This is a genomic window from Achromobacter sp. UMC46 (assembly GCF_014170335.1).
In the GTDB taxonomy this organism is placed as follows: domain Bacteria; phylum Pseudomonadota; class Gammaproteobacteria; order Burkholderiales; family Burkholderiaceae_B; genus Achromobacter.
Map to the genome: position 1 here is coordinate 280,057 of NZ_LZZS01000003.1, position 20,447 is coordinate 300,503.

Annotated in this window: 23 protein-coding genes; 14 read left to right on the forward strand and 9 right to left on the reverse strand. The window is 65.6% G+C overall.

The genetic code is table 11. The features are described from left to right. The first annotated feature begins 1 nt into the window (after position 1). The 12 genes from A9973_RS01755 to A9973_RS01810 all read left to right on the forward strand — a co-directional run bounded on the left by A9973_RS01755 (position 2) and on the right by A9973_RS01810 (position 11,530). The gene (locus A9973_RS01755; protein ID WP_183012045.1) at positions 2–901 is read left to right on the forward strand and encodes a branched-chain amino acid ABC transporter permease; all 900 of its coding nucleotides are present in this window, start codon (positions 2–4) and stop codon (positions 899–901) included. Then, positions 898–1,659, forward strand: a complete 762-nt coding sequence (locus A9973_RS01760) for an ABC transporter ATP-binding protein (protein ID WP_183012046.1) — start codon at positions 898–900, stop codon at positions 1,657–1,659. The genes A9973_RS01755 and A9973_RS01760 overlap by 4 nt, the downstream gene beginning before the upstream one ends. Next, positions 1,656–2,396, forward strand: coding sequence for an ABC transporter ATP-binding protein (locus tag A9973_RS01765; protein ID WP_183012047.1), 741 nt, complete (start codon positions 1,656–1,658; stop codon positions 2,394–2,396). Before A9973_RS01760 ends, A9973_RS01765 begins: the two co-directional genes overlap by 4 nt. Positions 2,397–2,447: 51 nt before the next feature. Continuing rightward, complete coding sequence (locus A9973_RS01770; RefSeq protein ID WP_183012048.1) at positions 2,448–3,800, forward strand: amidase; 1,353 nt, start codon at positions 2,448–2,450, stop codon at positions 3,798–3,800. 190 nt (positions 3,801–3,990) lie between these two features. Next, on the forward strand, positions 3,991–4,731 hold the full coding sequence (locus A9973_RS01775) for an IclR family transcriptional regulator (protein WP_183012049.1): 741 nt from the start codon (positions 3,991–3,993) through the stop codon (positions 4,729–4,731). Positions 4,732–4,842: 111 nt separating this feature from the next. Further along, positions 4,843–5,586 (forward strand): transporter substrate-binding domain-containing protein, encoded by a 744-nt coding sequence (locus A9973_RS01780; RefSeq protein ID WP_183012050.1) that lies wholly within the window; start codon positions 4,843–4,845, stop codon positions 5,584–5,586. Then, a complete protein-coding gene (locus tag A9973_RS01785; RefSeq protein WP_169273640.1) occupies positions 5,583–6,251 on the forward strand; it encodes an amino acid ABC transporter permease in 669 nt (222 codons plus the stop codon). Before A9973_RS01780 ends, A9973_RS01785 begins: the two co-directional genes overlap by 4 nt. Beyond that, entirely contained in the window at positions 6,248–7,036 is a 789-nt protein-coding gene (locus tag A9973_RS01790) for an amino acid ABC transporter ATP-binding protein (RefSeq protein ID WP_304503341.1), read from the forward strand. The genes A9973_RS01785 and A9973_RS01790 overlap by 4 nt, the downstream gene beginning before the upstream one ends. After that, positions 7,033–7,980, forward strand: coding sequence for a formimidoylglutamase (gene hutG / locus A9973_RS01795; RefSeq protein WP_183012051.1), 948 nt, complete (start codon positions 7,033–7,035; stop codon positions 7,978–7,980). Before A9973_RS01790 ends, hutG begins: the two co-directional genes overlap by 4 nt. 277 nt (positions 7,981–8,257) lie before the next feature. Then, a complete protein-coding gene (locus tag A9973_RS01800) occupies positions 8,258–9,547 on the forward strand; it encodes a Glu/Leu/Phe/Val dehydrogenase (RefSeq protein WP_183012052.1) in 1,290 nt (429 codons plus the stop codon). Between the two features lie 104 nt (positions 9,548–9,651). Then, positions 9,652–10,131, forward strand: a complete 480-nt coding sequence (locus A9973_RS01805; RefSeq protein WP_183012053.1) for a thioesterase family protein — start codon at positions 9,652–9,654, stop codon at positions 10,129–10,131. 286 nt (positions 10,132–10,417) lie between these two features. Then, entirely contained in the window at positions 10,418–11,530 is a 1,113-nt protein-coding gene (locus A9973_RS01810) for a porin (RefSeq protein WP_183012054.1), read from the forward strand. Positions 11,531–11,785: 255 nt separating this feature from the next. On the opposite strand, the gene A9973_RS01815 is transcribed toward A9973_RS01810, so the two are convergent. From A9973_RS01815 to A9973_RS01840, 6 genes are all read right to left on the reverse strand, one after another. After that, a complete protein-coding gene (locus A9973_RS01815; protein ID WP_183012055.1) occupies positions 11,786–12,595 on the reverse strand; it encodes an RsiV family protein in 810 nt (269 codons plus the stop codon). Between the two features lie 48 nt (positions 12,596–12,643). Next, positions 12,644–13,420 (reverse strand): biotin/lipoate A/B protein ligase family protein, encoded by a 777-nt coding sequence (locus A9973_RS01820; protein ID WP_183012056.1) that lies wholly within the window; start codon positions 13,418–13,420, stop codon positions 12,644–12,646. Continuing rightward, positions 13,417–13,692 carry a lipoate protein ligase C-terminal domain-containing protein gene (locus tag A9973_RS01825; RefSeq protein ID WP_183012057.1) on the reverse strand — a complete coding sequence of 92 codons (276 nt, stop codon included), beginning with the start codon at positions 13,690–13,692 and terminating at the stop codon, positions 13,417–13,419. The genes A9973_RS01820 and A9973_RS01825 overlap by 4 nt, the downstream gene beginning before the upstream one ends. Before the next feature lie 30 nt (positions 13,693–13,722). Continuing rightward, positions 13,723–14,187, reverse strand: coding sequence for a GNAT family N-acetyltransferase (locus A9973_RS01830; RefSeq protein WP_183012058.1), 465 nt, complete (start codon positions 14,185–14,187; stop codon positions 13,723–13,725). Between the two features lie 16 nt (positions 14,188–14,203). Next, the gene (locus A9973_RS01835; protein ID WP_183012059.1) at positions 14,204–14,905 is read right to left on the reverse strand and encodes a glutathione S-transferase N-terminal domain-containing protein; all 702 of its coding nucleotides are present in this window, start codon (positions 14,903–14,905) and stop codon (positions 14,204–14,206) included. Between the two features lie 163 nt (positions 14,906–15,068). Beyond that, the gene (locus tag A9973_RS01840) at positions 15,069–15,977 is read right to left on the reverse strand and encodes a DMT family transporter (protein ID WP_183012060.1); all 909 of its coding nucleotides are present in this window, start codon (positions 15,975–15,977) and stop codon (positions 15,069–15,071) included. Between the two features lie 121 nt (positions 15,978–16,098). Between A9973_RS01840 and A9973_RS01845 the strand changes: the two genes are divergently transcribed. Beyond that, positions 16,099–16,566 (forward strand): Lrp/AsnC family transcriptional regulator, encoded by a 468-nt coding sequence (locus tag A9973_RS01845; RefSeq protein ID WP_054425764.1) that lies wholly within the window; start codon positions 16,099–16,101, stop codon positions 16,564–16,566. 14 nt (positions 16,567–16,580) lie between these two features. Here the strand turns inward: A9973_RS01845 and A9973_RS01850 are convergent, their stop codons facing one another. The 3 genes from A9973_RS01850 to A9973_RS01860 form a co-directional block, all read right to left on the reverse strand. After that, positions 16,581–17,072, reverse strand: a complete 492-nt coding sequence (locus tag A9973_RS01850) for a glutathione peroxidase (RefSeq protein ID WP_183012061.1) — start codon at positions 17,070–17,072, stop codon at positions 16,581–16,583. A 90-nt stretch (positions 17,073–17,162) separates the two neighbouring features. After that, positions 17,163–18,359 (reverse strand): DUF1501 domain-containing protein, encoded by a 1,197-nt coding sequence (locus A9973_RS01855; protein ID WP_183012062.1) that lies wholly within the window; start codon positions 18,357–18,359, stop codon positions 17,163–17,165. A 9-nt stretch (positions 18,360–18,368) separates the two neighbouring features. Continuing rightward, positions 18,369–19,907, reverse strand: coding sequence for a DUF1800 domain-containing protein (locus tag A9973_RS01860; protein ID WP_183012063.1), 1,539 nt, complete (start codon positions 19,905–19,907; stop codon positions 18,369–18,371). 207 nt (positions 19,908–20,114) lie between these two features. On the opposite strand from A9973_RS01860, the gene A9973_RS01865 reads away from it, so the two are divergent. Beyond that, positions 20,115–20,447: a tetratricopeptide repeat protein gene (locus tag A9973_RS01865; protein ID WP_183012064.1), complete on the forward strand. Its 333-nt coding sequence runs from the start codon at positions 20,115–20,117 to the stop codon at positions 20,445–20,447.

Below are 20,447 nucleotides of genomic sequence, written 5' to 3' on the forward strand. Positions count from 1 at the left end.
CATGGAAGCCTATCTGATTGCAATCGCCATCGGGATCCTGATCTACATGCTGCTGGCGTTCGGCCTGTCGCTGCATTACGGGTTCACCGGACTGATCAACTTCGGCCACGTGGGTTTCTTCGCGATCGGCGCGTACACATCGGCCTTGTTGTCGCTGAAAGGCGTGCCGGTGCCGGTGTCCATGGCGGCGGCCGCCGCGTTCGCGGCCTTGGCGGCCTACCCGCTGGGCATGATCGCGTTGCGGCTGGGCAGCGACTACCTGGCTATCGTGACGCTGGGGTTCTCGGAATCCGTGCGCATGGTCCTGCAGACCGAGGAATGGCTGACGCGCGGGATGCACGGCCTGCCAGGCATCCCGCGGCTGTTCGCGGGCTGGGCGTCGCCGCAGACGGTGGACCTCTGGATCATGCTGTTGCTGCTGGCCGTCAACGCCGGCGCGCTGCTGCTGATCCAGCTGGTGATCCGCAGCCCCTTCGGGCGCGTCATCGAAGCGGTGCGCGACAACGAGGTCGCCGTGCGCGCGCTGGGCAAGGACCCGGCCAAGTTCAAGACGCGGTCGCTGATGCTGGGGGCGGGGCTGGCCGGGTTGGCCGGCGCGTTCCAGGCGCACTACCTGACCTTCATCAGCCCCGAGCAGTTCGTGCCGCTGATCACCTTCTACATATGGATCGCCATCATCCTGGGCGGCGTCGGGCGCTTGAGCGGGGTCGTGGCCGGAACGGTGTTGCTGGTCGGATTCCTGGAAGGGTCGCGCTTCGTGCGGGACTTCGTGGGGGGAATCTCCGAAGTGCAGATGGCCAGCGTACGGATCGGCATCATCGGCATCGCGCTCATCTGCGTGGTGCTGTATCGGCCGCAGGGCCTGTTCGGCAACACCTCGACACGCAGGAGAAAGGCATGACGCTGCTTTCCATCACCGGGCTGAGCGCCAGCTTCGGCGGCTTCAAGGCGCTGGACGACGTGACGGTCGAAGTCCGCAAGGGCGAACTGCTCGGGGTGATCGGCACCAACGGCGCGGGCAAGAGCACGCTGTTCTCCGTCGTCACCGGGTACATTGCGCCCACTTCAGGGTGCGTGCGGTTCGCCGGCGAGGACATCACTGGCGTGGCGGTCCATCAACGCGTGCGCCGCGGCCTGGCGCGCACCTTCCAGGTGCCGCGCGAATTCAGCCAGTTGACCGTCTTCGACAACATGATGGCGGCGGCGCCCGACCAGCGCGGCGAGAAGCTGGCGGCACTGGTGTTCGCGCGCCGCGAGGTGGCTCGCGAAGAGGCGCGCCTTGCCGAACGCGTGCACGAACTGCTGGCCTTCCTGAACCTGTCGCGGGTGGCGGACGAGCCGGCCGGCAAACTGTCGGGCGGCCAGAAGAAGCTGCTGGAACTGGGCCGGCTGCTGATGCTGGAGCCGCGCTGCATCCTGCTGGACGAGCCCTTCGCCGGCGTCAATCCGGTGCTGATCGAGGAACTGTCGGCGCGCATCGTGGAATTGAACCAGCGTGGCCTGACGGTGGCGATCATCGAACACAACCTGGACGAACTGGCGCGGATCGTGCCGCGCATGTATGTGATGGACCGGGGGCGGGTCATCGCCGAGGGCGCGCCCGATGCCGTGCTGGCCAACGAGCGCGTGCGCGAAGCCTATATGGGAGGGGTGATATGAGTCTGCTCGTCATGCGGGGTTTGTCCGGCGGCTATGCCGAAGTCGACATCGTCAGCGGGATCGACATGACGGTGGCGGCCAACGAGATCGTCACCATCGCCGGCACCAACGGCGCGGGCAAGTCCACGCTGGTCAAGGCGGTGATGGGGCTGCTGCCGCGCATCGGGGGCACGATGGCGTTTGACGGCCGGGACCTGCTGGCCCTGCCGGTGGAGGAGCGCGTGCGCATCGGGATTTCATACGTGCCTCAGGTGCGCAACGTGTTCGGCGCGTTGACCGTGCTGGAGAACCTTCAGGTGGTCGAGCACGTGCAGGGGCGCGACCAGCGCATCCGGGACATGTTCGACCTGTTCCCGGCGCTGGCCGGACGCCGCAAGACGCATGCCGAAAACCTGTCCGGCGGCGAGCGCCAGCAACTGGCGTTTGCGCGGGCGCTGATGTCTTCGCCACGCCTGATGGTGCTGGACGAGCCGTCGGCCGCCTTGTCGCCCGCGCTGACCGAACAGGTGTTCGCGGAAGTGCGCCGCTTGCCGCAGATCGGCGTGGCCGTGCTGATGGTGGAGCAGCGCGCGCGCCAGGCGCTGGCTTTCAGCGACCGGGGCTACATCCTGGACTCGGGCCGGATCGTGCTGACCGACACCGGGCAGGCGCTGCTGGCCAATCAGCACATGAGCGATCTGTACATCGGGCGGGGCGGCCATGCGTCCGATGCGTCCAATGCCCGGCCGTCGGCCTGAGGCGGCATCGTCCTCGCCCGCAACCCTTCGTATTCATCCAGGAGCCGTATCTTGCCTACTACCGACACGATCGACCGCCCGGCGTCCGCCGTCCGGCGTCCCGCACCCACCGCCACCGCCGCCTTGACCGCCACCGAGGGGCTGGCGGCGCTTGAGCAAGGCCGCCTGACCTGCGAGGCCTGGGCGCGGGCCTGCCTGGAGCGGATAGAAGAACGCAACGCCGGCGTCAAGGCCTGGGTGCGCGTGGATGCCGACGGCGCGCTGGCGCGGGCGCGGGAATGGGACCGCCACGGCCGGCGGCGCTTGCTGGACGGGGTGCCGCTGGGCATCAAGGACACCATCGATACCGCCGGCATGCCGACGGAGCTGGGCGATCCCGAGATCTTCCCCGGACGCCAGCCCGAGGCAGACGCGCCGGTCGTGACACAGGCGCACGAGCTGGGCTTGAACGTATTGGGCAAGAACACGGTGTCGCGGCACGCCATCATGCTGCCCGGGCCGGCACGCAATCCGCACGACCTGAGCCGCACGCCCGCCGCCTCGTCCGCGGGCTCGGCCGCCGCCGTCGCAGACTTCATGACGCCGCTGTCCATCGGCACGCAGACGGCGGGTTCCATCCTGCGGCCGTCCGCCTTTTGCGGCGCGGTGGGGTTCAAGCCCACGCTGGACGCCATTCCCTACGTGGGCATCCGCCGCTACTCGCGGGTCCTGGACGTGATCGGCCCGATCTCCCGCAGCGTGGACGATGCGGCGCTCTTCATGCGCGCCTTCACGGGCGACCCGCGCTTTGATCCGAGCCTGGCGCTGCGCAACGATTTCCGGGCGGGCGTCTGGCGTCCCAAGGACTGGGCCGGCACCGAGCCCTGCATGCGCGAGAGCTTCGAGGCGAACCTGCGCGCCTTGTCCGCAGCCGGCGTGACGGTGACAGAGCTTGTCATGCCGGCCGCGTTCGACACGATGGGCGAGGCGCAGGACGTGATCATGGCCTATGACCTGGCCCGCGAGTACGCAGCGCTCAAGCGTGATCATGCCGCGCTGTGCGATCCGGGGCTGATCGACTACCTGACCATGGGCGAGGGGCTGTCGGCGGTCGAGTACGCCAGCGCGCTGGACGCGGCCGACGCCTGCCGTCGTGCCTTCTACGACGTGGCGCGCGACGTCGACGCCGTGCTCATGCCGTCCACGCTGGGCGAGGCTCCGCCCGCCAGCAGCACCGGCAGCTCGGCGTTCATCCGCATCTGGTCGCTGTTGCACAACCCGTCGATCACGCTGCCGGTGGCGCGCGGGCCCAACGGCCTGCCGCTGGGATTCCAGATGGTGGGCTTCGTCAAGGAAGACGCCCGGTTGCTGTACTGGGCCCGTTGCGCCGAGCGCATCCTGGGGTCGACCGCGCAACAGCCCTGAGTCCGACGCAAGAACCGGGATTGTCCGACGCCGTTCGCCGGCAATGTCGGGCGGTTTGGCGCCTTCGGGCGCCTTTTTTTATCTCCGAATTCGGGGTTTTCCCTGTTATTTCTCAGTATTCGGGAATCAAAAGCCAGTATTTAGCCGGAAATTGATAATCTCAGCGCCATATTGCTTGGAGTTGAGATTGATGTCGGATCCCTCGGTAGGGGCAGGCGCGGATCGCGTCCTCTATGTGCTGGCTACGTTGGCCCGGCACGATGGCACCCTGACCATCGCCGCGCTGGCCGAGAAGACCGGCTTGGCTCAAAGCACGCTGTACCGTCAGGTGGCGTTGCTGAAGCGTTGGGGGTTCGTGGCCGAGCACGAAGGCGAATACGGTCCAGGGCCGCTGTGCGTACAACTGGCCTGGGGCTTTGACCAGTCTTCCTTCCTGATCCATGAAGCGCAGCCCGACATGGCCGCGCTGGCTGCCGCGTCCGGAGAAACCATCGGCTTGCTGGTGGCCGTCAAGGATCAGGCCGTCTGCCTGGACATGGTGGAAAGCCAGCACCCGCTGCGCTGTTCCTTCACGAAGGGGCGCGGCCTGCCGCTGGCGCGCGGCGCCTCCGCGAAATCCCTGCTGGCTTTCATGCCGCAGGCGCGCCTGCAGACCGCGCTGGCCTATCTGGCCGCCGAAGCCGGCGTCGATGCCGGCCGTCTGGCCGATGAACTGGAAATGATCCGGGCCCAAGGCTATGCCGTGACCGACAGCGAGGTCGACGCCGGTGTCTGGGGCGTCAGCGTGCCGATCTTCCAACGGCCGAACCAGGCCGTGGCCTCGATCACGCTGATGGCGCCTTCCACCCGCGCCGCCCAGCGTCCACAGGCGCTGATCGACCTGACCGTCGGCGCCGCCCGGCGCATTTCCGAACGTTTGAAGGTGCACTGACCCGCCGTTTTCCAGGCTTGCGCCGCCCGCTTGCATTGCACGCTGACCCACCGCTGTCGCCGTACCCACCCGCCGTATTCATCGCCGTACCCCTTTCCCATAGGACTGACCATGACCACTCGCCGCACATTGCTGACCGCCGCCCTGACGCTGGGCCTGGCCTGGAGCGCCGGCCCCGCGCACGCCCAGGAAACCATCCGCGCCGTCACCGACGCCACCTTCCCGCCGATGGAGTTCGTCAAAGACGGCAAGCGCACGGGTTTCGACATCGAATTGGTCGAAGCCCTGGCAGGCGCCATGGGCAAGAAGGTCGAGTGGATCGACATCGACTTCAAAGGCCTGATCCCCGCCTTGCAGGCCGGCCGCGCCGACATCGCCGTGTCCGCCATCTACATCACGCCCGAACGCAGCAAGGTCGTGGACTTCACCGACCCGTACTACGCGGGCGGCCTGGTCGTGCTGACCAAGACGGACAGCCCCATCAAGACACTGAAGGATCTGGACGGCCGCAAGGTGTCGGTGCAGGTCGGCACGAAGTCGGTCAACTACCTGAAGGACCACTTCCCGAACGTGCAGCGCGTGGAAGTCGAAAAGAACCAGGAAATGTTCAACCTGGTGCAGATCGGCCGCGCCGACGCCGCCGTGACGGGCAAGCCTGCCGCCAAGCTGTTCGCCCAAAGCACGACCGGCCTGACGGTGCTGAACGATCAGGTCACGACCGAGGACTACGGCATTGCCGTGCCCAAGAACAAGCCCGAGCTGACCCGTGATCTGAACGCCGCGCTGCAGAAGTTGAAGAGCGACGGCAGCTATCAGGCCATCGTCACCAAGTGGTTCGAGGCGCCCGCGAAATGAACCTGGATTTCTCCCCCGTCTTCGCCGACTTCGACGCGCTGCTGCGCGGCGCGTTGGTCACCGTCGAGGTGACCGCCGGCGCCTTGCTGCTGGGCTGCGTCATCGGCCTGCTGGTCGGCGTCGGCCGGCTCAACCCGCAGCGCCGCATCGTCTACCACCTGTGCAGCACCTACCTGCTGTTCTTCCGCGGCACGCCGCTGCTGGTGCAGCTGTTCATCTGGTTCTTCGGCTTGCCGCAGTTCGGCGTGACGCTGCCCGCGTTCGCTTGCGGCGTGCTGGGCCTGGGCATGTATTCCGGCGCCTACGTGTCGGAAATCGTGCGGGGCGCGATCCAGTCGGTCGACCGCGGCCAGACGGAAGCGGCGCGGTCGCTGGGGATGTCCTCCGGGCAGGCCATGCGCATCATCATTCTGCCGCAGGCGGTGGTGCGGATGATCCCGCCGCTGGGCAACGAATTCATCGCATTGATCAAGAATTCGGCGCTGGTGTCGCTGTTGACCATTCACGATCTGATGCACGAAGGGCAGAAGATCATCAGCGTGTCGTATCGCTCGCTGGAAACGTATCTGGTGGTGGCCTTGATCTATCTGGTCCTGACGACCGCCGCCATGGTTATTTTGCGCAAGGTGGAGCATCGCCTGCGCGCCGGAGGGATGGTGCAATGAACCAGGTCGGCAATCGGCAGGAAATGATCCGCATCCGCGGCCTGCATAAGTCTTATGGCGACCACGCCGTGCTGCGCGGGATCGATTTCGACGTGCTGCCGTCGCAGGTGGTGGTCGTGATCGGGCCCAGCGGTTCGGGCAAAAGCACGTTGCTGCGCTGCTGCAACGGGCTGGAGGTGGCGCAGGCGGGCACCGTGGACATCTGCGGCCAGACCTTGCTGGACGACGGCGTGCTGCTGCCGGAAGCGCAACTGAACCAGTTGCGCATGCAGGTCGGCATGGTGTTCCAGGGCTTCAACCTGTTTCCCCACCTGTCGGTGCTGGAGAACGTGACGGTCGGGCCGCGCAAGCTGCGCGGCATGGGTCGCGAAGAAGCCAATGCGCTGGCCGAAGACCTGCTGAAGAAGGTGGGCCTGTCGCAGAAGATGGCGGCCATGCCGGCCAGCCTCTCGGGCGGGCAGAAGCAGCGCGTGGCCATCGCCCGGGCGCTGGCCATGCAACCCAAGGTGATGCTGTTCGACGAGCCGACCTCGGCGCTGGATCCGGAGCTGGTGGGCGAAGTGCTGCAAGTGATGAAGCTGCTGGCCCGCGAAGGCATGACGATGATGGTCGTGACGCATGAAATGGGCTTTGCACGCGACGTGGCCGACGTCGTGGCCGTGATGGACGGCGGGGTGATCCTGGAATCCGGCACGCCGGAGGTGATCTTCAGCCAGCCGCGCGAACCGCGCACCCGGGAATTCCTGCAGGCCGTCTTGAACGCGGGGCAGGGGGCGGCGGCATGAGCGCCCTGCCATTGGACAAAAGCCTGTGGAAGGCCCGCGACGACAGCGCCGAACAAGGCGACACGCGCCGCCTGGCGCATATCGTCGAAGCCGCCGCCGGCCAGGTCGAAAAGGGCGAGCCGGTGCTGCTGGGCTTTGCCTGCGACGCGGGCGTGGCGCGCAACCAGGGGCGCATCGGCGCGGCCGAAGGCCCCACTGGCATCCGCAAGTTCATGGCGGGCCTGCCTGCGCATGGCTTGACGCGCTTGCTGGACGCGGGCGATGTGGTGTGCGTGGGCGACCAATTGGAAGACGCCCAGGAACGCTTGGGCCTGCGCGTGGCGGAACTGCTGGAGCAGGGCGCCCGCCCGCTGGTGCTGGGCGGCGGCCACGAGATCGCCTGGGGCAGTTTCCAGGGCCTGGCCCGTTGGCTGGAAGCCCGCGGCGACACGGATCCCGTGCTGGTGCTGAACCTGGATGCTCACTTCGACCTGCGCACCGGGCGTCCGGGCAGTTCGGGCACGCCGTTCGACCAGATCGCCCGCTACTGCGAAACGCGCGGCCAGGCGCTGCAATACGCCTGTCTTGGCGTGTCGCGGCTGGCCAATACGCCGGCCCTTTACGCCCGGGCCGCCGAAATCGGCGCCGTCTGGGTCGAGGACCACGACATGCAGGAGCGCCATCTGGAGGCGCGCCTGGCCAACGTGGACGCCTTGCTGGCCCGGGTGCGCCACGTGTACCTGACGATCGACCTGGACGTGTTGCCCGCGGCAGTCATGCCCGGGGTGTCGGCGCCCGCGCCTTACGGGGTGCCGATGTCCGTGATCGAAGAAATCGTGCTGCGCGTCAAGGCCAGCGGCAAGCTGCGGCTGGCCGACATGGCCGAGTACAGTCCGCGCTTCGACGTGGATGGGCACGGGGCCCGGGCGGCGGCCCGCTTGGCGTGGCAACTGCTATCGGCCTGAAGACGGACGCGGACGGCTCTCGGGGCGGTTTCCTTCACGGAGACCGCCCCTTTTTTCATCACCATGCAGACCGGGCCGCGCCGCCTCGGAGGGCGGCCGGGCAGGCTGGACGCTTCCGGATTGGGGGCTTAGGATAGGGGCAGTTTTCAGGCCGGGCTTGTGACCCGTACGGTATCCGCAACAGCAATGCGTCCCCATTAAAAATATTTATCGTTTAAATGGGGACGCTATGACTTTCGTGGATAAAATGGCGCAACTTTGTCAGGAGATCATGCTCATGTCTCAAACGCCCACTCATGCCTTGCCGTCTTATCTGAATGCCGATGACCTCGGCCCCTGGGGTAATTACCTGCAACAAGTTGACCGGGTCACCCCGTACCTTGGCACGCTGAGCCGGTGGGTCGAGACGTTGAAGCGCCCGAAGCGCGCGCTGATCGTCGACGTGCCGATCGAACTGGACAATGGCACGATCGCCCACTTCGAGGGCTATCGCGTGCAGCACAACGTGTCGCGCGGCCCGGGCAAGGGCGGCGTGCGTTTCCACCAGGACGTGACCCTGTCGGAAGTGATGGCGCTCGCTGCCTGGATGTCGGTCAAGAACGCCGCGGTGAACCTGCCGTACGGTGGCGCCAAGGGCGGTATCCGGGTTGATCCGCGCAACCTGTCGCAATCGGAACTCGAGCGCATGACGCGCCGCTACACCAGCGAAATCGGTGTGATCGTGGGTCCGTCCAAGGACATCCCCGCGCCTGACGTGGGCACCAACGCCCAGACCATGGCCTGGATGATGGACACGTATTCCATGAACGAAGGCGCCACCGCCACGGGCGTGGTGACCGGCAAGCCGATCGCGCTGGGCGGCAGCCTGGGCCGCGTCGAAGCAACGGGCCGCGGCGTGTTCGTCGTGGCGTGCGAAGCCGCCCGCGACCTGAACATCGACGTCTCCAAGTCCCGCGTGGTCGTGCAGGGCTTCGGCAACGTGGGCGGCACCGCCGCCCGCCTGTTTCATGAAGCCGGCGCCAAGGTCATTGCCGCGCAGGACCATACTGGCACGGTGCACAACGCCGAAGGGCTGGACGTTCACAAGCTGCTGTCGCACGTGTCGCAACACGGCGGCGTGGGTGGTTTCTCGGGTGGCCAGGCCTTCGACAAGGACGAATTCTGGACGCTGGAAACCGAATTCCTGATCCCGGCGGCCCTGGAAAGCCAGATCACGGCCAAGAACGCCGCCAAGGTGCGGGCCAAGGTCGTGGTGGAAGGCGCCAACGGCCCGACCACCCCGGAAGCGGACGATATCCTGGCTGAACACGGCGTCTACGTGGTGCCGGACGTGCTGGCCAATGCCGGCGGCGTAACGGTGTCCTATTTTGAATGGGTGCAGGACTTCTCCAGTTTCTTCTGGAGCGAAGAAGAGATCAACCAGCGCCTGGAACGCATCATGCGCGAGGCCTACGGCGCCGTGTCGCAAGTGGCCAAGGAACACAAGGTCACGCTGCGCACCGCCGCGTTCATCGTGGCTTGCACGCGGATCCTTCAAGCGCGCCAGGTGCGCGGCCTGTATCCTTGACGACTGAATCGGCGATGCGTTCTTGAACGACTCGCCGAGGAGGCAAAGGGAGACAAAAACAGAAATCGCCCCGCAAGGGGCGATTTCCATTTCAGGAGACACCGATGACGCAAGAACTGCCGTCCACGACGCTGGCCGTGGATCCCGCCTGGATCGACGCATACGGGCATCTGAACGCCGCCCACTATGTCGGCATCTTCGACCGGGTCGGATTCGAACTGCTCAGCCAGGTCGGCGTGGGGCTGGACTACACCGAGGCGACGCGCTGCGGCATCTATACGATGAACGTGCACGTGGCCTATCTGCGCGAAGTGCTGGCGGGGGATCCGCTGATGCTGCGGGTCCGCCTGCTGGAATCGGACAACAAGCGGTTGCTGTGTCTGATGGAGCTGATGCAGACCCGCGACGGCTATCTGGCGGCCACGATGGAGCAGTTGTCGTTGCATGTGGACCTGAATACACGGCGGGCCACGCCGTTTCCGGAGGAGCTGGCGGCACGGCTGGCGCGTACCGCGACCGAGCACGCCGGGGAACCGCTGCCCAAAGGTTATCGGCGGCTGCTGCCGCTGAAAGGGGCCCGATGATCGGTCCGTACTAGTACGCACATCCTGCCCGCGCATCCGGAAAAGGGCGGAATGTTGCTTCTTAGCACACCCTCATGACAGGCTTGCGACCGAGCCGTACACTGGCTCCGGGTGTGGAGCTCAGGCCACAAGTAGGCGTTTTTTTCGAGATCTTGGACGGGTTTTCCTTGCGTCTAGAAAACTGACACATTGCGTCCCTAGAATTCGTTCCTGCCATGCGCCGCACGCCGTTTGCAATGCAAACCCAGCCACCTGCGCATGTATGTTCAATCAAAGGGATTACGCAATGAAAAAGACTCTGCTCTTCACCGCGCTGTTCGCCGCCCTGTCCGGCGTGGCCCAAGCCGAAACGTCGGTGACGCTGTACGGCCTGATCGATACTGGTATCGGCTTCCAGCAAATCAAGGGCAATAACGACTACAAAGAATCGAAGTTCGGCATGGTCAATGGCGTGTCGAGCGGTTCGCGTTGGGGCCTGCGTGGCGCCGAAGACCTGGGCGACGGCCTGAGCGCCGTCTTCACGCTGGAAAGCGGCTTCAACTCGGGCAACGGCCAATCGGGCCAAAGCAGCCGCCTGTTCGGCCGCCAAGCCACCGTCGGCCTGAAGGCCGATTCGTGGGGCCTGCTGGAATTCGGCCGTCAGACCAACATCGCCTCGAAGTACCTCGCTGCGATCGATCCGTTCGCCGGCAGCTACGGCCAGGCTAACGTCGGCGTGGCCTTCAGCGCCGCCAACACGGTCCGCTACGACAACATGGTGCAGTACTCGACCCCGTCGTTCAGCGGCTTCCAGTTCGGCGCCGGCTACTCGTTCAACGCGGCTGACACCACCGCTGCGCAAACCGGCTTCAAGACGGCCGACAACACCCGCGCGATCACGACCGGCCTGCGCTATGTCAATGGCCCGGTGAACGTCGCGCTGACGTATGACCAGCTGAACCCCGCCAGCCAGTTGAACAACGACGCCACGCCCAAGTCCTGGACCGTTGCCGGCGCCTACGACTTCGAAGTGGTGAAGCTGGCGTTGGGCTTCGGCCAGACGCGCGACGGCTGGTTCACCGGCCAAAGCATCAACTCGTTCGGCAGCGGCACGCCGACGGCCACCAGCTTCGGCACGAACGTCGCGGTCTCGGGCTTCAAGGCCAACTCGTACCTGGTCGGCCTGACCGTGCCGTTGGGCGCCAGCAGCATCCTGGCTTCGTGGCAGCGTGCTGACCCCAACGGCAATCCGTTGACGGCTGGCAACGATTCGACGATGAACGTCTACAGCATCGGCTACACGTACAACCTGTCCAAGCGCACCAATCTGTACGCGCTGGGTTCGTACTCGACGGACTTCGCGTTCGTCGACGGCCTGAAGAGCTCGGTCGGTATCGTCGGTATCCGTCACCGCTTCTAAGCGCCTGACGTGAACCGGCGGCGGGGGCGCGCAAGCGGCGCGCCGCCGGTTCCTTCAGGCCGCGGTTGCATTGAGCGGACTGGGCGTCTTACCCGGCCACAGACGCGAAAAAAGCGGCCACCTCCCTAGCTCCACCCTCAGTCCGCTCACCCGAACCCCGGTCTCGAAGAGACCTTGCGCGCCACGGCGCGCGCGAACGCCGGCAACAGGCCCGATGCCTGTTGCCGGCGTTCGCATGATGGGCGGCGCCTACGGCTACGACTGCGGCAGCAACTCCGGTTTCAGGATGCCGCGCAGATCCGCGTACGGGATGGCGAGCTCCGGCTCGCCGTGCGAGTAGGGCGCGATCGAGTAGGCGTCGTACTTCACGACGATGCCGTCGCGCGTCAGCGCGAAGTTGTCGCTTTCCTGGAAGGGCCACATCTTGTTGTAGGCCGAGGGGTCCCGTTTGGCGTCCGGATTTCCTGTCAGCCACTTGGTGTGGGCGCGCTGCAGCGCCGCGACATACTCGGCGCGGCGCCCGGGGATCAGCGCTTCGTCCAGGCTCATGACGCGTTCGCGGCTGCGTTCCCAGTTCAGATACTGCGTGGCCGGGATACCGTGCGCGGCGCCGGTCAGGAACTGTTCGGTGTGCAGTTCGATCGACACGATGTCGCCGACGGTGTCTTTGACGCTGGCCTTGAAATAGGTGGCGTCGCGCGGCCGCGCGGTCGACCAGAAATACTGCGTGTATTCCGACAGGGTGCTGTAGGGGCCGCGGCGGTTGGCGTCGGTGCCGGTCATGTAGGCCAGCACGTGGTCCACCAGCGCCGTCAGTTTAGGGATGCCGGGGAACGCCACGCTGTCGATTTCGATATGCGGGCAATCGCCTTCGCAGCCGGGCTTGTTGGATGCCCACTTGATGCGTTCCGTGGACAGGTCGCCCACCTTCTCCGGCGTGGAAGAGGCGGGGCTGGCCAAGGTGATGTTCGCCGGCGGCGCACTGCCGCAGCCGGCAAGCGCCAACAGGGCGGCGCCCAGGATCAGACCGCTTATCGCGCCTTGCGGCGTGAACGTGCGACGCATTGAACTCCCTCCAAAAAATCAAAGCTTGACGGCAACAGTCGCTGGCCGTCAGGGCACCACGCCCGTCCATTCGGGTGTCGAGAACTTTTCATCGGCCTGCTGCTGGGCGCGCGCCAGCGTATCGCTGCCGATCTGCCCGGGGGTCAGACGGTGCAGGCCGGCAAAAGTTTCCAGCATGCGGTCGATGATGACCTCGCGCGCCAGGCCGGTCTGCGTACGCAGCGGGTCGACGCGCTTCTTCGCGCTGGTGGTGCCTTTGTCGGACAGTTTTTCGCGGCCGATCCGCAAGACCTCGACCATTTTATCGGCGTCGATGTCATAGGACATGGTCACGTGGTGCAGCACGGCGCCGGCGCGGCGGGCTTGCGCCGCGCCGCCGATCTTGCCGATGTCGGAGGCGATGTCGTTCAGCGGCTGGTACCAGGCCTTGATGCCCAGGCCTTGCAACGCGGTCAGGACCCACGCGTCCAGGAAGGCGTAGGACTCCTGGAAACTCATGCCGTGTACCAGCGCTTGCGGCGCGCTGAGCGAATAGGTGATGGAGTTGCCGGGTTCGATGAACATCGCGCCGCCGCCGCTCACGCGGCGCACGACCTCGATGCCATGGCGCTTGGCGCCGTCCGGATCGACTTCATTCTTCAGGGATTGGAAACGGCCGATCACGACGGCGGGCGCGGACCATTCCCAGATGCGCAAGGTGGGCGGGCGTTGGCCGGCACCGACTTCATCGGTGATGACCGCGTCCAGCGCCATGTGCAGCGACGGCGCCTGCGGGCCTTCGTGGATCAGTTGCCAGTCGTAGTCGTTCCAGTCGGTGCGCGTCATGCCAGCGCCCTCCGCAGGACGACGGCCACGGCCTCGGCGGAAAAGCCGAACAGTTCTGCGTCGGCGGGCAGGGCGGACTGGACGGCCACGGCCAGTTCCAGTTCACCGGAATCGGCGGGCATGCCATTCAGGCTGTCGTTGATGGCTTCAAGCGCTTCGGGCGGTTCAAGGAAAAAATCGCCGCTGATGCGCACATCGGCCAGTCGGCCGTCTCTCACTTCCAGATCCGCCACGACAAGCTTGCCGCCGGGGACTTTATATTCGCCATGCATGGGCGCTCCTTGCAAAATCATCTACTAGCACTACAGGCTGAGCTTCATGCCGTCGTGGCTGGCCGTGAAACCCAGGCTTTCATAGAACCGGCGCGCGTCCGGACGCGCGCGGTCGGTGGTCAGCTGGACCAGGCCGCATCCCTGGATGCGGCACTGTTCGATCGCCCATTCGAACATGGCGCGTCCCAGGCCCTGGCCGCGCGACGACGAGGCGATGCGCACGCTCTCGATCTGTCCGCGCCATTGGCCCTGACGCGACAGGCCGGGTATGAACGATAACTGTAAACAGCCGACCAGGTGCGAATCGCGCTCAACCACTGCCAGGAATTGATTCGAATCCTGGTTGATCGCCGCGAACGCGGCGACATAGCGCGGATTGGGCGGAACGGACGGGTCTTCGCGCGTGGCGCCCAGCTCGTCGTCGGCCAGCATGCCGACGATATGCGGCAGGTCTTCGGCGCGGGCGCGGCGGAACGCCAGTTTCGGTTCTGTCATGGGCGGTCTCCGGGGATCAGCGGGCGACTTGCTGTGCGGTCTGGCCGAACAGGATGCGGCGGGATTCCTCGTCGCTGATCGACGGCGCGGTGTTGATGGTGTCGGCCAGCGCGTAGGCGCGCTGCGTGGCGGGGCGCGCGGCAATCGCGTTGAACCAGCGCTGCAGGTGCGGGAAGTCGTTCAGGTCCTGGCCTTGCTTGGCATGCGGCACGATCCAGGGGTAGGCGGCCATGTCCGCGATGGAGTAGTCGCCCGCGACGAATTCGCGGTCGGCCAGGCGCTTGTTCAAGACGCCGTACAGGCGGTTCGTTTCCTTGACATAACGGTCGATGGCGTAGGTGATGCGTTCTTGCGCGTAGCCCGAGAAGTGGTGGTTCTGGCCCGCCATGGGGCCCAGGCCGCCCATCTGCCAGAAGAGCCATTGCGAGACCTCGGCGCGTCCGCGCACGTCGGCGGGCAGGAAGCGGCCGGTCTTCTCGGCCAGGTACTGCAGGATGGCGCCGGATTCGAACAGCGAGATCGGCGCGCCGCCGTCGGCGGGCGCCTGGTCGACGATGGCCGGGATGCGGTTGTTCGGCGCGATGGCCAGGAATTCGGGTTTGAACTGATCGCCGCGGCTGATGTTCACCGGGTGGATCTTGTAGGGCAGGCCGGTTTCTTCAAGGAACAGCGTGATCTTGTGGCCGTTGGGGGTGGTCCAGTAGTAGAGATCGATCATGGGAGGCGTCCTGGGAATCTTGGCGCCGCCGGCTTTGGCCGGCGGATGGAAAAGCCATGATAGCGGGGACGGCTTGGCGGGGGCCTGAATAACCGGGGCCGAGGTGCGGGTTTCCCTTGGGCTTTCCGCAAGCTTCCTGCGAGTTTCCTTTCCGTGGCCGCTATCAGGCCGCGCCCGCGCCGGGCCGCGTGCTGCCCGGCAAGCGCCAGGTCCAATTCAGGCTGACGCCCGCGGCGGCCAGGAAAATCATCGCCACGCCCACGATCTGCGAGGCATCCATGCGGTGGCCGTAGACCGCGAAATCCAGCATGATGGCCACGGCGGGATAGATGAAACTGAGCGCGGCGGTGGAGGTGGTGGGCAGCTTCTGGATGGCCGAGTACATCAGGATGTACATCAGGCAGGTGTGGATCAGGCCCAGCGCCACCAGATAGCCCCACTGCAAGGGCGCAGCCGGCAGGGCGTTGAAATCCGCCATGGGCAGCAGCATGAGGGCGCCAAGCGCGACTTGCACCAGCGCCAGCACTTGTGGCGGGATGCCCGTCAGCCGCTTGACGATGATGGCGGTGACGCCATAGAGCGCTGCGGCGCCCAGCCCCAGCATCAGCCCCGTCAGATAACCGCCGCCTGCGGCACCCGTGTCCGACAGGCGCAGCACCAGCAGCAGCCCGGCGAAGGCCACCACCGACCAGGCCAGCTTGCCGCGCGAGGGACGTTCGCCCAGGAACAGCACGCCCAGGCCGATCAGGAAAAAAGGCTGCACGTTATAGACTGCGGTGGCCAGCGAGATCGATGCCAGCCGGTAGGCCGAGAACAGCAGCACCCAATTCAGCACCAGCGCGGCGCCGGCCGCCAGCGCCAGGGCCAGCGTCCTGGCCGTGAACAGGCCAGGCTTGAGCAGCCCGCGCGCCCAGCAATACAGGAACAGCGACAAGGCGCCGAAGACGCAGCGGAAGAAGACCACGTTCCACGCGCTCTGGCCGGATTCGATGACGAAGACGCCAAGCGTGCCGGACAGGGTCATGGCGGCGGCCATTTGCGCCAGGCCGAGGCGTTCTGATGCGGAATTCATGTGGGTTCTCCGGGCGGGCGATCCGCGATGTGCGATGGAGAAATTATCCCAGGCAGATAAACGTGGTTATATGATGTTCTTGTGGTGCTTTTAACGTCATACCTTCTTTTAGGTGGAATTTATGCAAAACGACCTAAAAAATGAAAACCCGGTTCTGGATGGCATCGACCGCCGCCTGGTCGAGACCCTGTCGGCCAACGCGCGCACCACCACGGCCGACCTGGCCCGGCAGGTGGGCATGTCGGCGCCCAGCGTGGCGGACCGCCTGCGGCGCCTCGAAGAATCGGGGGTCATCCGCGCCTACACGCTGGATGTGGATCCGGTGGCGCTGGGCTACACGCTGGAGGCCATCGTGCGCATCCGCCCCTTGCCCGGGCAACTGCGGCATGTGGAGGGATTGATCCAGGAGATCCCGGAATTCGTGGAATGCGACAAAGTCACGGGCGACGATTGCTTCATCGCCCGCGTGGTGCTGCGGTCGATTTCGCACCTGGACGGCATTCTTGAGCGCGTGACGGAATTCGCCGAAACCAACACCGCCATCGTCAAGGCTCACACGGTGCGCCGCCGCCTGCCGCCGTTGCGGTAAGCGGGCCCGGAGCCTCAGACGGGGGCGGACAGCGCCTGGACGATGTCGTCCTTCAGGCCCGACGGCGTGTCGGTGGGCGCGTAGCGCTTGATGACCTGGCCGTCGCGGCCGACCAGGAACTTGGTGAAGTTCCACTTGATGCCCTCGGTGCCGAAGACGCCGGGCTTTTCGCCCTTCAGCCAGCGGTACAGCGGGTGCGCGTTGGCGCCGTTGACGTCGATCTTGGCGTACAGCGGGAACGTGATGTCGTACTGCGTCGAGCAGAAGTTGCGGATCTCGGCTTCGTCGCCGGGCTCCTGGTGGCCGAACTGGTCGCACGGAAAACCCAGCACGGTCAGTCCGTCGTCGCGCAGCGACCGGTAAAGCTCTTCCAGGCCCGCGTATTGCGGCGTGAAGCCGCACTTCGAGGCGACGTTCACGACCAGCAGCACGCGGCCGCGGTGGATGTCCAGGGACTGGTCCTGCCCGTTGATGTCGCGGACGGTGAAATCGTAGATCTTGCTCATGCGGGCTCCTGTGTCAGGCGTCTGGACGCGAGGGCGCCAGTGCGCTGCCTGCCGTCGAGTGTAGCGCCTGGACGCGCGCGCGAGGGGGCCTCAGACCAGCTTCAAGTCCAGCGGAGCCACGCCCGGGAATACTTGCGCCAGGCGCGCCTTGTCCAGCCCGTACAGCCGCGAAAACAAACCGGCGAACACGGCCCGGTATTCGTTCAGCACGGGATAGTCGCGGTCCTGGAACAGGGTGTCGCGCTTGACCGCCACCTGCCGGCCCGCGATGCGTCCGCCTTGCACGTTGCCGCCCATCACCCAATACACCGTGCCGTGCCCGTGGTCGGTGCCCTTGTTGCCGTTTTCGCGGAAGGTGCGGCCGAATTCGCTGATCACGACGACGGTAGTCTGCCGCCAGGCGGGGCCCATCGCGTCGGCGTAGGCGGCAAGGGCGCGGCCTAGCTGGCCCAAGCGGTTGGCCAGGGCGCCGTTGGCAGCGCCTTGCCCCACATGCGTATCCCAGCCGCCGACGTCGACGAAGCCCAGGTTGTAGCGGTCGGTCATGAAGCGGGCGATGCGGCGGATCTCCAGCTCAAGCTTGTCGGTGGATACGGCATTGCCGTTGGCCGCCTGCATTTCGGCGTCGATCTCCGAGCGTGCGGCTCCCATGACGCGTTGCCCTTCGGTGACGGCCGCATGCAGGTCGGTGCCTTCATAGAGCGAAGCAATGACGCGGGCGTTCTCGTCGCTCAGGCGGGATTTCCTGCCAGCGTCCAGCAGGTCGATGTTGGGAACGCGGGTGTCGCCCCGGAAGATCTGCGGCACGTCGGAGGTGAAGGCGGCGGGCTGGGACCGATTCGCATTCAATACCGTGGTCAGACGATTGAGGAACCCCGACCGGTAGTTGCCGCTATTGCCTGTGTCCAGCCCGCGCTCGATGCTGTTCTGCGTTTCGAAATGGCTGCGGCTGAGGTCGTCGGTGCCGGCGAACGGTACGAAGGCCAATTGGCGCTTTTCATAGAAAGGCAGAAGGCTTTCGGCTAACGCCGGGTGCAATGCCCAGCCGTCGGTCAGCGGCGAGGCCGACCCCGGCCCGCCGCCGGGGCGGCCAATGGCGATGGTGGGCCGGGATTCGTAGTAGAAGTCGCTGCCGGCGGGAACCAGCAAGCTGGCGGCGTCGTAGGCGCCGCGCATGAAGACCACCAGCAGGCGGTTGCCCGAAGCGGCGGGTGCGGCATAGACGCGGCTGCCGCCCAGCACTAGCGGAGCGGCGGTCATCAATTGGAGAAGTCGGCGTCGATCCATGGGGGGCTCCTAGCGGCGCATGAACTCTGGCGAAGCCAGCAGGTAGGTGTTGGCGAGCGCTGTCGATTTGGCTTGTTCGATCGCCTTGCGGGTACGGGGCGACAGGGATGAGAACAGGCCGTTCGCGTCGTCGGCTTGCAGCAGGTTCCGTGGTTGAGGCAGAGTCGGCGGACGTTCCCCGGCGCTCTCGCGATAGAAGGCTTGCGGGGCCCCGGCAATAACACCGGCGATCTCGAAGCGTGTCGTCATCTGCCCTGATCCGGACCAGTCGGATTGGGACAAGGGATAGCCGTCCGGGGTCACACGTTGGTTCAACGGCTGGCCGAGCCGTTTGAGCAGGCCGACACCCGCCTTGCTGTTGATGATGGGCGGCATGCCGTCATAGGTCAGCCGCAGCGACGAGTAGACATAATGCACCGGGTCCTTGAAGACGCCGGCCTTGAGCGACGCGGCGAATTCGGGCGACGCGAACAGTGTCTGGAGCGTGGCAGTGATATCGCCGTCCTTGTCCCGGAAGGTTCGGCTCATTTTGTGTATCAGCGACGCGGGGGGCGCGTCGCCCACGAAGTACGTGGCCAGCTTACTGCTGATGAACGTCGCGGTGGCGGGTTGGCGGGCAAGCAGGTCGGCTGCCTGTTCCACTTCCTGCATGCCTGTGCCGGCGATGGCGTGTCCCAGAAAGACCTTGTTGCCGTAATCGTGTCGGGCCGGGTGGAAAAGGAAATAGCCCCGCTGCACGACCTGTCCGCGCAGCGCAGGCCTGACCTTGGGCGGTTCCAGGCTATTGCCGATGCCCAGTCCGGTGAGGATGCGGGCAAGCTCCTGCACATCGTTCTGAGAGTAACCGCCGTCCACGCCCAGCGTATGCAGCTCCATGAGTTCGCGCGCATAGTTCTCGTTGATCTTGCCTGCCACGTTCCGGGAGTTGTCCAGATAGATCAGCATCGACGGCGAGCGCATCGTGGCCAGCAACAAGTCGCGGAACTTGCCCAGCGCATGCGGGCGGATCGCGCGGTCTTCATATTGGGAAAGAAAAATGCCGACGTCGCCTTTTTGAAAGTCGACGTTGAAATGATTCATCCAGAACCAGGTCATCTGGTCCTGCAACTGATTGCCGGCATACACCGCGCGCCACAAGGCGCGTTCATTCACTTCACGGCCGCGTTGAAGCGCCAGTTGGCGCGCTTCTCGATTAGCCTTCTGTTTATCGGCCTGTGGCAGCGCTTTGGCCTGTTGCCGCATATTGACCTGGATCGCGCGCGCGTCTTCGTCCGATTGCCGCGAAATCGACAAGGCGTCGATCCGTTGCTGCACCTCGGCCGGCAGCGTGTCCGGCGTCGACGGATGCAATTGCGCGTGCAGGTAGCGGTCGATTCCCATGTCGCGGGCACGCGCCAATTCGGTGGGCGTGGCGCCCCAGGTCACCCGGTTGACCACGGCGGCATCACGCGGCTGCGGATCGGGTCCGTGCTGCGCGAACGCGCCAACGGCCAGCGGCAGCAACAATAAGGGCGCAAAGCGCAAGAGCCAGGGTGTCAACCGTGCCATGAACAGGTTTCCTTCAATAAGGAGGCAGAGCGTCAGACAGAGTATTCACCGAAGCGATTCCGGCGGGATCGGTCTTGAAACGCAAGGAAACGGATCGTTTGTGATTGACGGGCCTATCCCCGAGTGCGCGAGGGGCCATTCGGGCGGCTGGCGGGCCACCGTCCTATCATGTCGCAACGATATTCAAGCGCCAGCAGGAGAGCCGCGATGGAAGGAATGATTGAACGCCTGGAGGCCATGCTGGCCAAGGGCACCGACAACATGCTGCTGCGGTTTTCGCTGGGCAAGGCCTATGCCGAGCAAGACTGCTTTCGCGAAGCTGAACCGCACTTGCGGGCGGCGCTGGCGTTCGACCCCGCCTACTCGGTCGCATGGAAGTGGCTGGGCAAGGCGTGCCAGGGGCAGGGCGACCTGGACGGCGCCCGGGCGGCGTGGACCTCTGGCCTGGAGGCCGCCCAGGCGCGTGGGGACAAGCAGGTGGAAAAGGAACTGCAGGTGTTCATCAAGCGGCTGGACAAGCCGGCCGCGGCCGGCGCCTGA

Excerpts from the sequence above, each read along its gene's own strand:
- A9973_RS01755 (WP_183012045.1), top strand. The coding sequence starts at position 2 with ATGGAAGCCTATCTGATTGCAATCGCCATCGGGATCCTGATCTACATG.
- A9973_RS01760 (WP_183012046.1), top strand. The coding sequence starts at position 898 with ATGACGCTGCTTTCCATCACCGGGCTGAGCGCCAGCTTCGGCGGCTTC.
- A9973_RS01765 (WP_183012047.1), top strand. The coding sequence starts at position 1,656 with ATGAGTCTGCTCGTCATGCGGGGTTTGTCCGGCGGCTATGCCGAAGTC.
- A9973_RS01775 (WP_183012049.1), top strand. The coding sequence starts at position 3,991 with ATGTCGGATCCCTCGGTAGGGGCAGGCGCGGATCGCGTCCTCTATGTG.
- A9973_RS01780 (WP_183012050.1), top strand. The coding sequence starts at position 4,843 with ATGACCACTCGCCGCACATTGCTGACCGCCGCCCTGACGCTGGGCCTG.
- A9973_RS01785 (WP_169273640.1), top strand. The coding sequence starts at position 5,583 with ATGAACCTGGATTTCTCCCCCGTCTTCGCCGACTTCGACGCGCTGCTG.
- A9973_RS01790 (WP_304503341.1), top strand. The coding sequence starts at position 6,248 with ATGAACCAGGTCGGCAATCGGCAGGAAATGATCCGCATCCGCGGCCTG.
- hutG (WP_183012051.1), top strand. The coding sequence starts at position 7,033 with ATGAGCGCCCTGCCATTGGACAAAAGCCTGTGGAAGGCCCGCGACGAC.
- A9973_RS01800 (WP_183012052.1), top strand. The coding sequence starts at position 8,258 with ATGTCTCAAACGCCCACTCATGCCTTGCCGTCTTATCTGAATGCCGAT.
- A9973_RS01805 (WP_183012053.1), top strand. The coding sequence starts at position 9,652 with ATGACGCAAGAACTGCCGTCCACGACGCTGGCCGTGGATCCCGCCTGG.
- A9973_RS01810 (WP_183012054.1), top strand. The coding sequence starts at position 10,418 with ATGAAAAAGACTCTGCTCTTCACCGCGCTGTTCGCCGCCCTGTCCGGC.
- A9973_RS01815 (WP_183012055.1), bottom strand. The coding sequence starts at position 12,595 with ATGCGTCGCACGTTCACGCCGCAAGGCGCGATAAGCGGTCTGATCCTG.
- A9973_RS01820 (WP_183012056.1), bottom strand. The coding sequence starts at position 13,420 with ATGACGCGCACCGACTGGAACGACTACGACTGGCAACTGATCCACGAA.
- A9973_RS01825 (WP_183012057.1), bottom strand. The coding sequence starts at position 13,692 with ATGCATGGCGAATATAAAGTCCCCGGCGGCAAGCTTGTCGTGGCGGAT.
- A9973_RS01830 (WP_183012058.1), bottom strand. The coding sequence starts at position 14,187 with ATGACAGAACCGAAACTGGCGTTCCGCCGCGCCCGCGCCGAAGACCTG.
- A9973_RS01835 (WP_183012059.1), bottom strand. The coding sequence starts at position 14,905 with ATGATCGATCTCTACTACTGGACCACCCCCAACGGCCACAAGATCACG.
- A9973_RS01840 (WP_183012060.1), bottom strand. The coding sequence starts at position 15,977 with ATGAATTCCGCATCAGAACGCCTCGGCCTGGCGCAAATGGCCGCCGCC.
- A9973_RS01845 (WP_054425764.1), top strand. The coding sequence starts at position 16,099 with ATGCAAAACGACCTAAAAAATGAAAACCCGGTTCTGGATGGCATCGAC.
- A9973_RS01850 (WP_183012061.1), bottom strand. The coding sequence starts at position 17,072 with ATGAGCAAGATCTACGATTTCACCGTCCGCGACATCAACGGGCAGGAC.
- A9973_RS01855 (WP_183012062.1), bottom strand. The coding sequence starts at position 18,359 with ATGGATCGACGCCGACTTCTCCAATTGATGACCGCCGCTCCGCTAGTG.
- A9973_RS01860 (WP_183012063.1), bottom strand. The coding sequence starts at position 19,907 with ATGGCACGGTTGACACCCTGGCTCTTGCGCTTTGCGCCCTTATTGTTG.
- A9973_RS01865 (WP_183012064.1), top strand. The coding sequence starts at position 20,115 with ATGGAAGGAATGATTGAACGCCTGGAGGCCATGCTGGCCAAGGGCACC.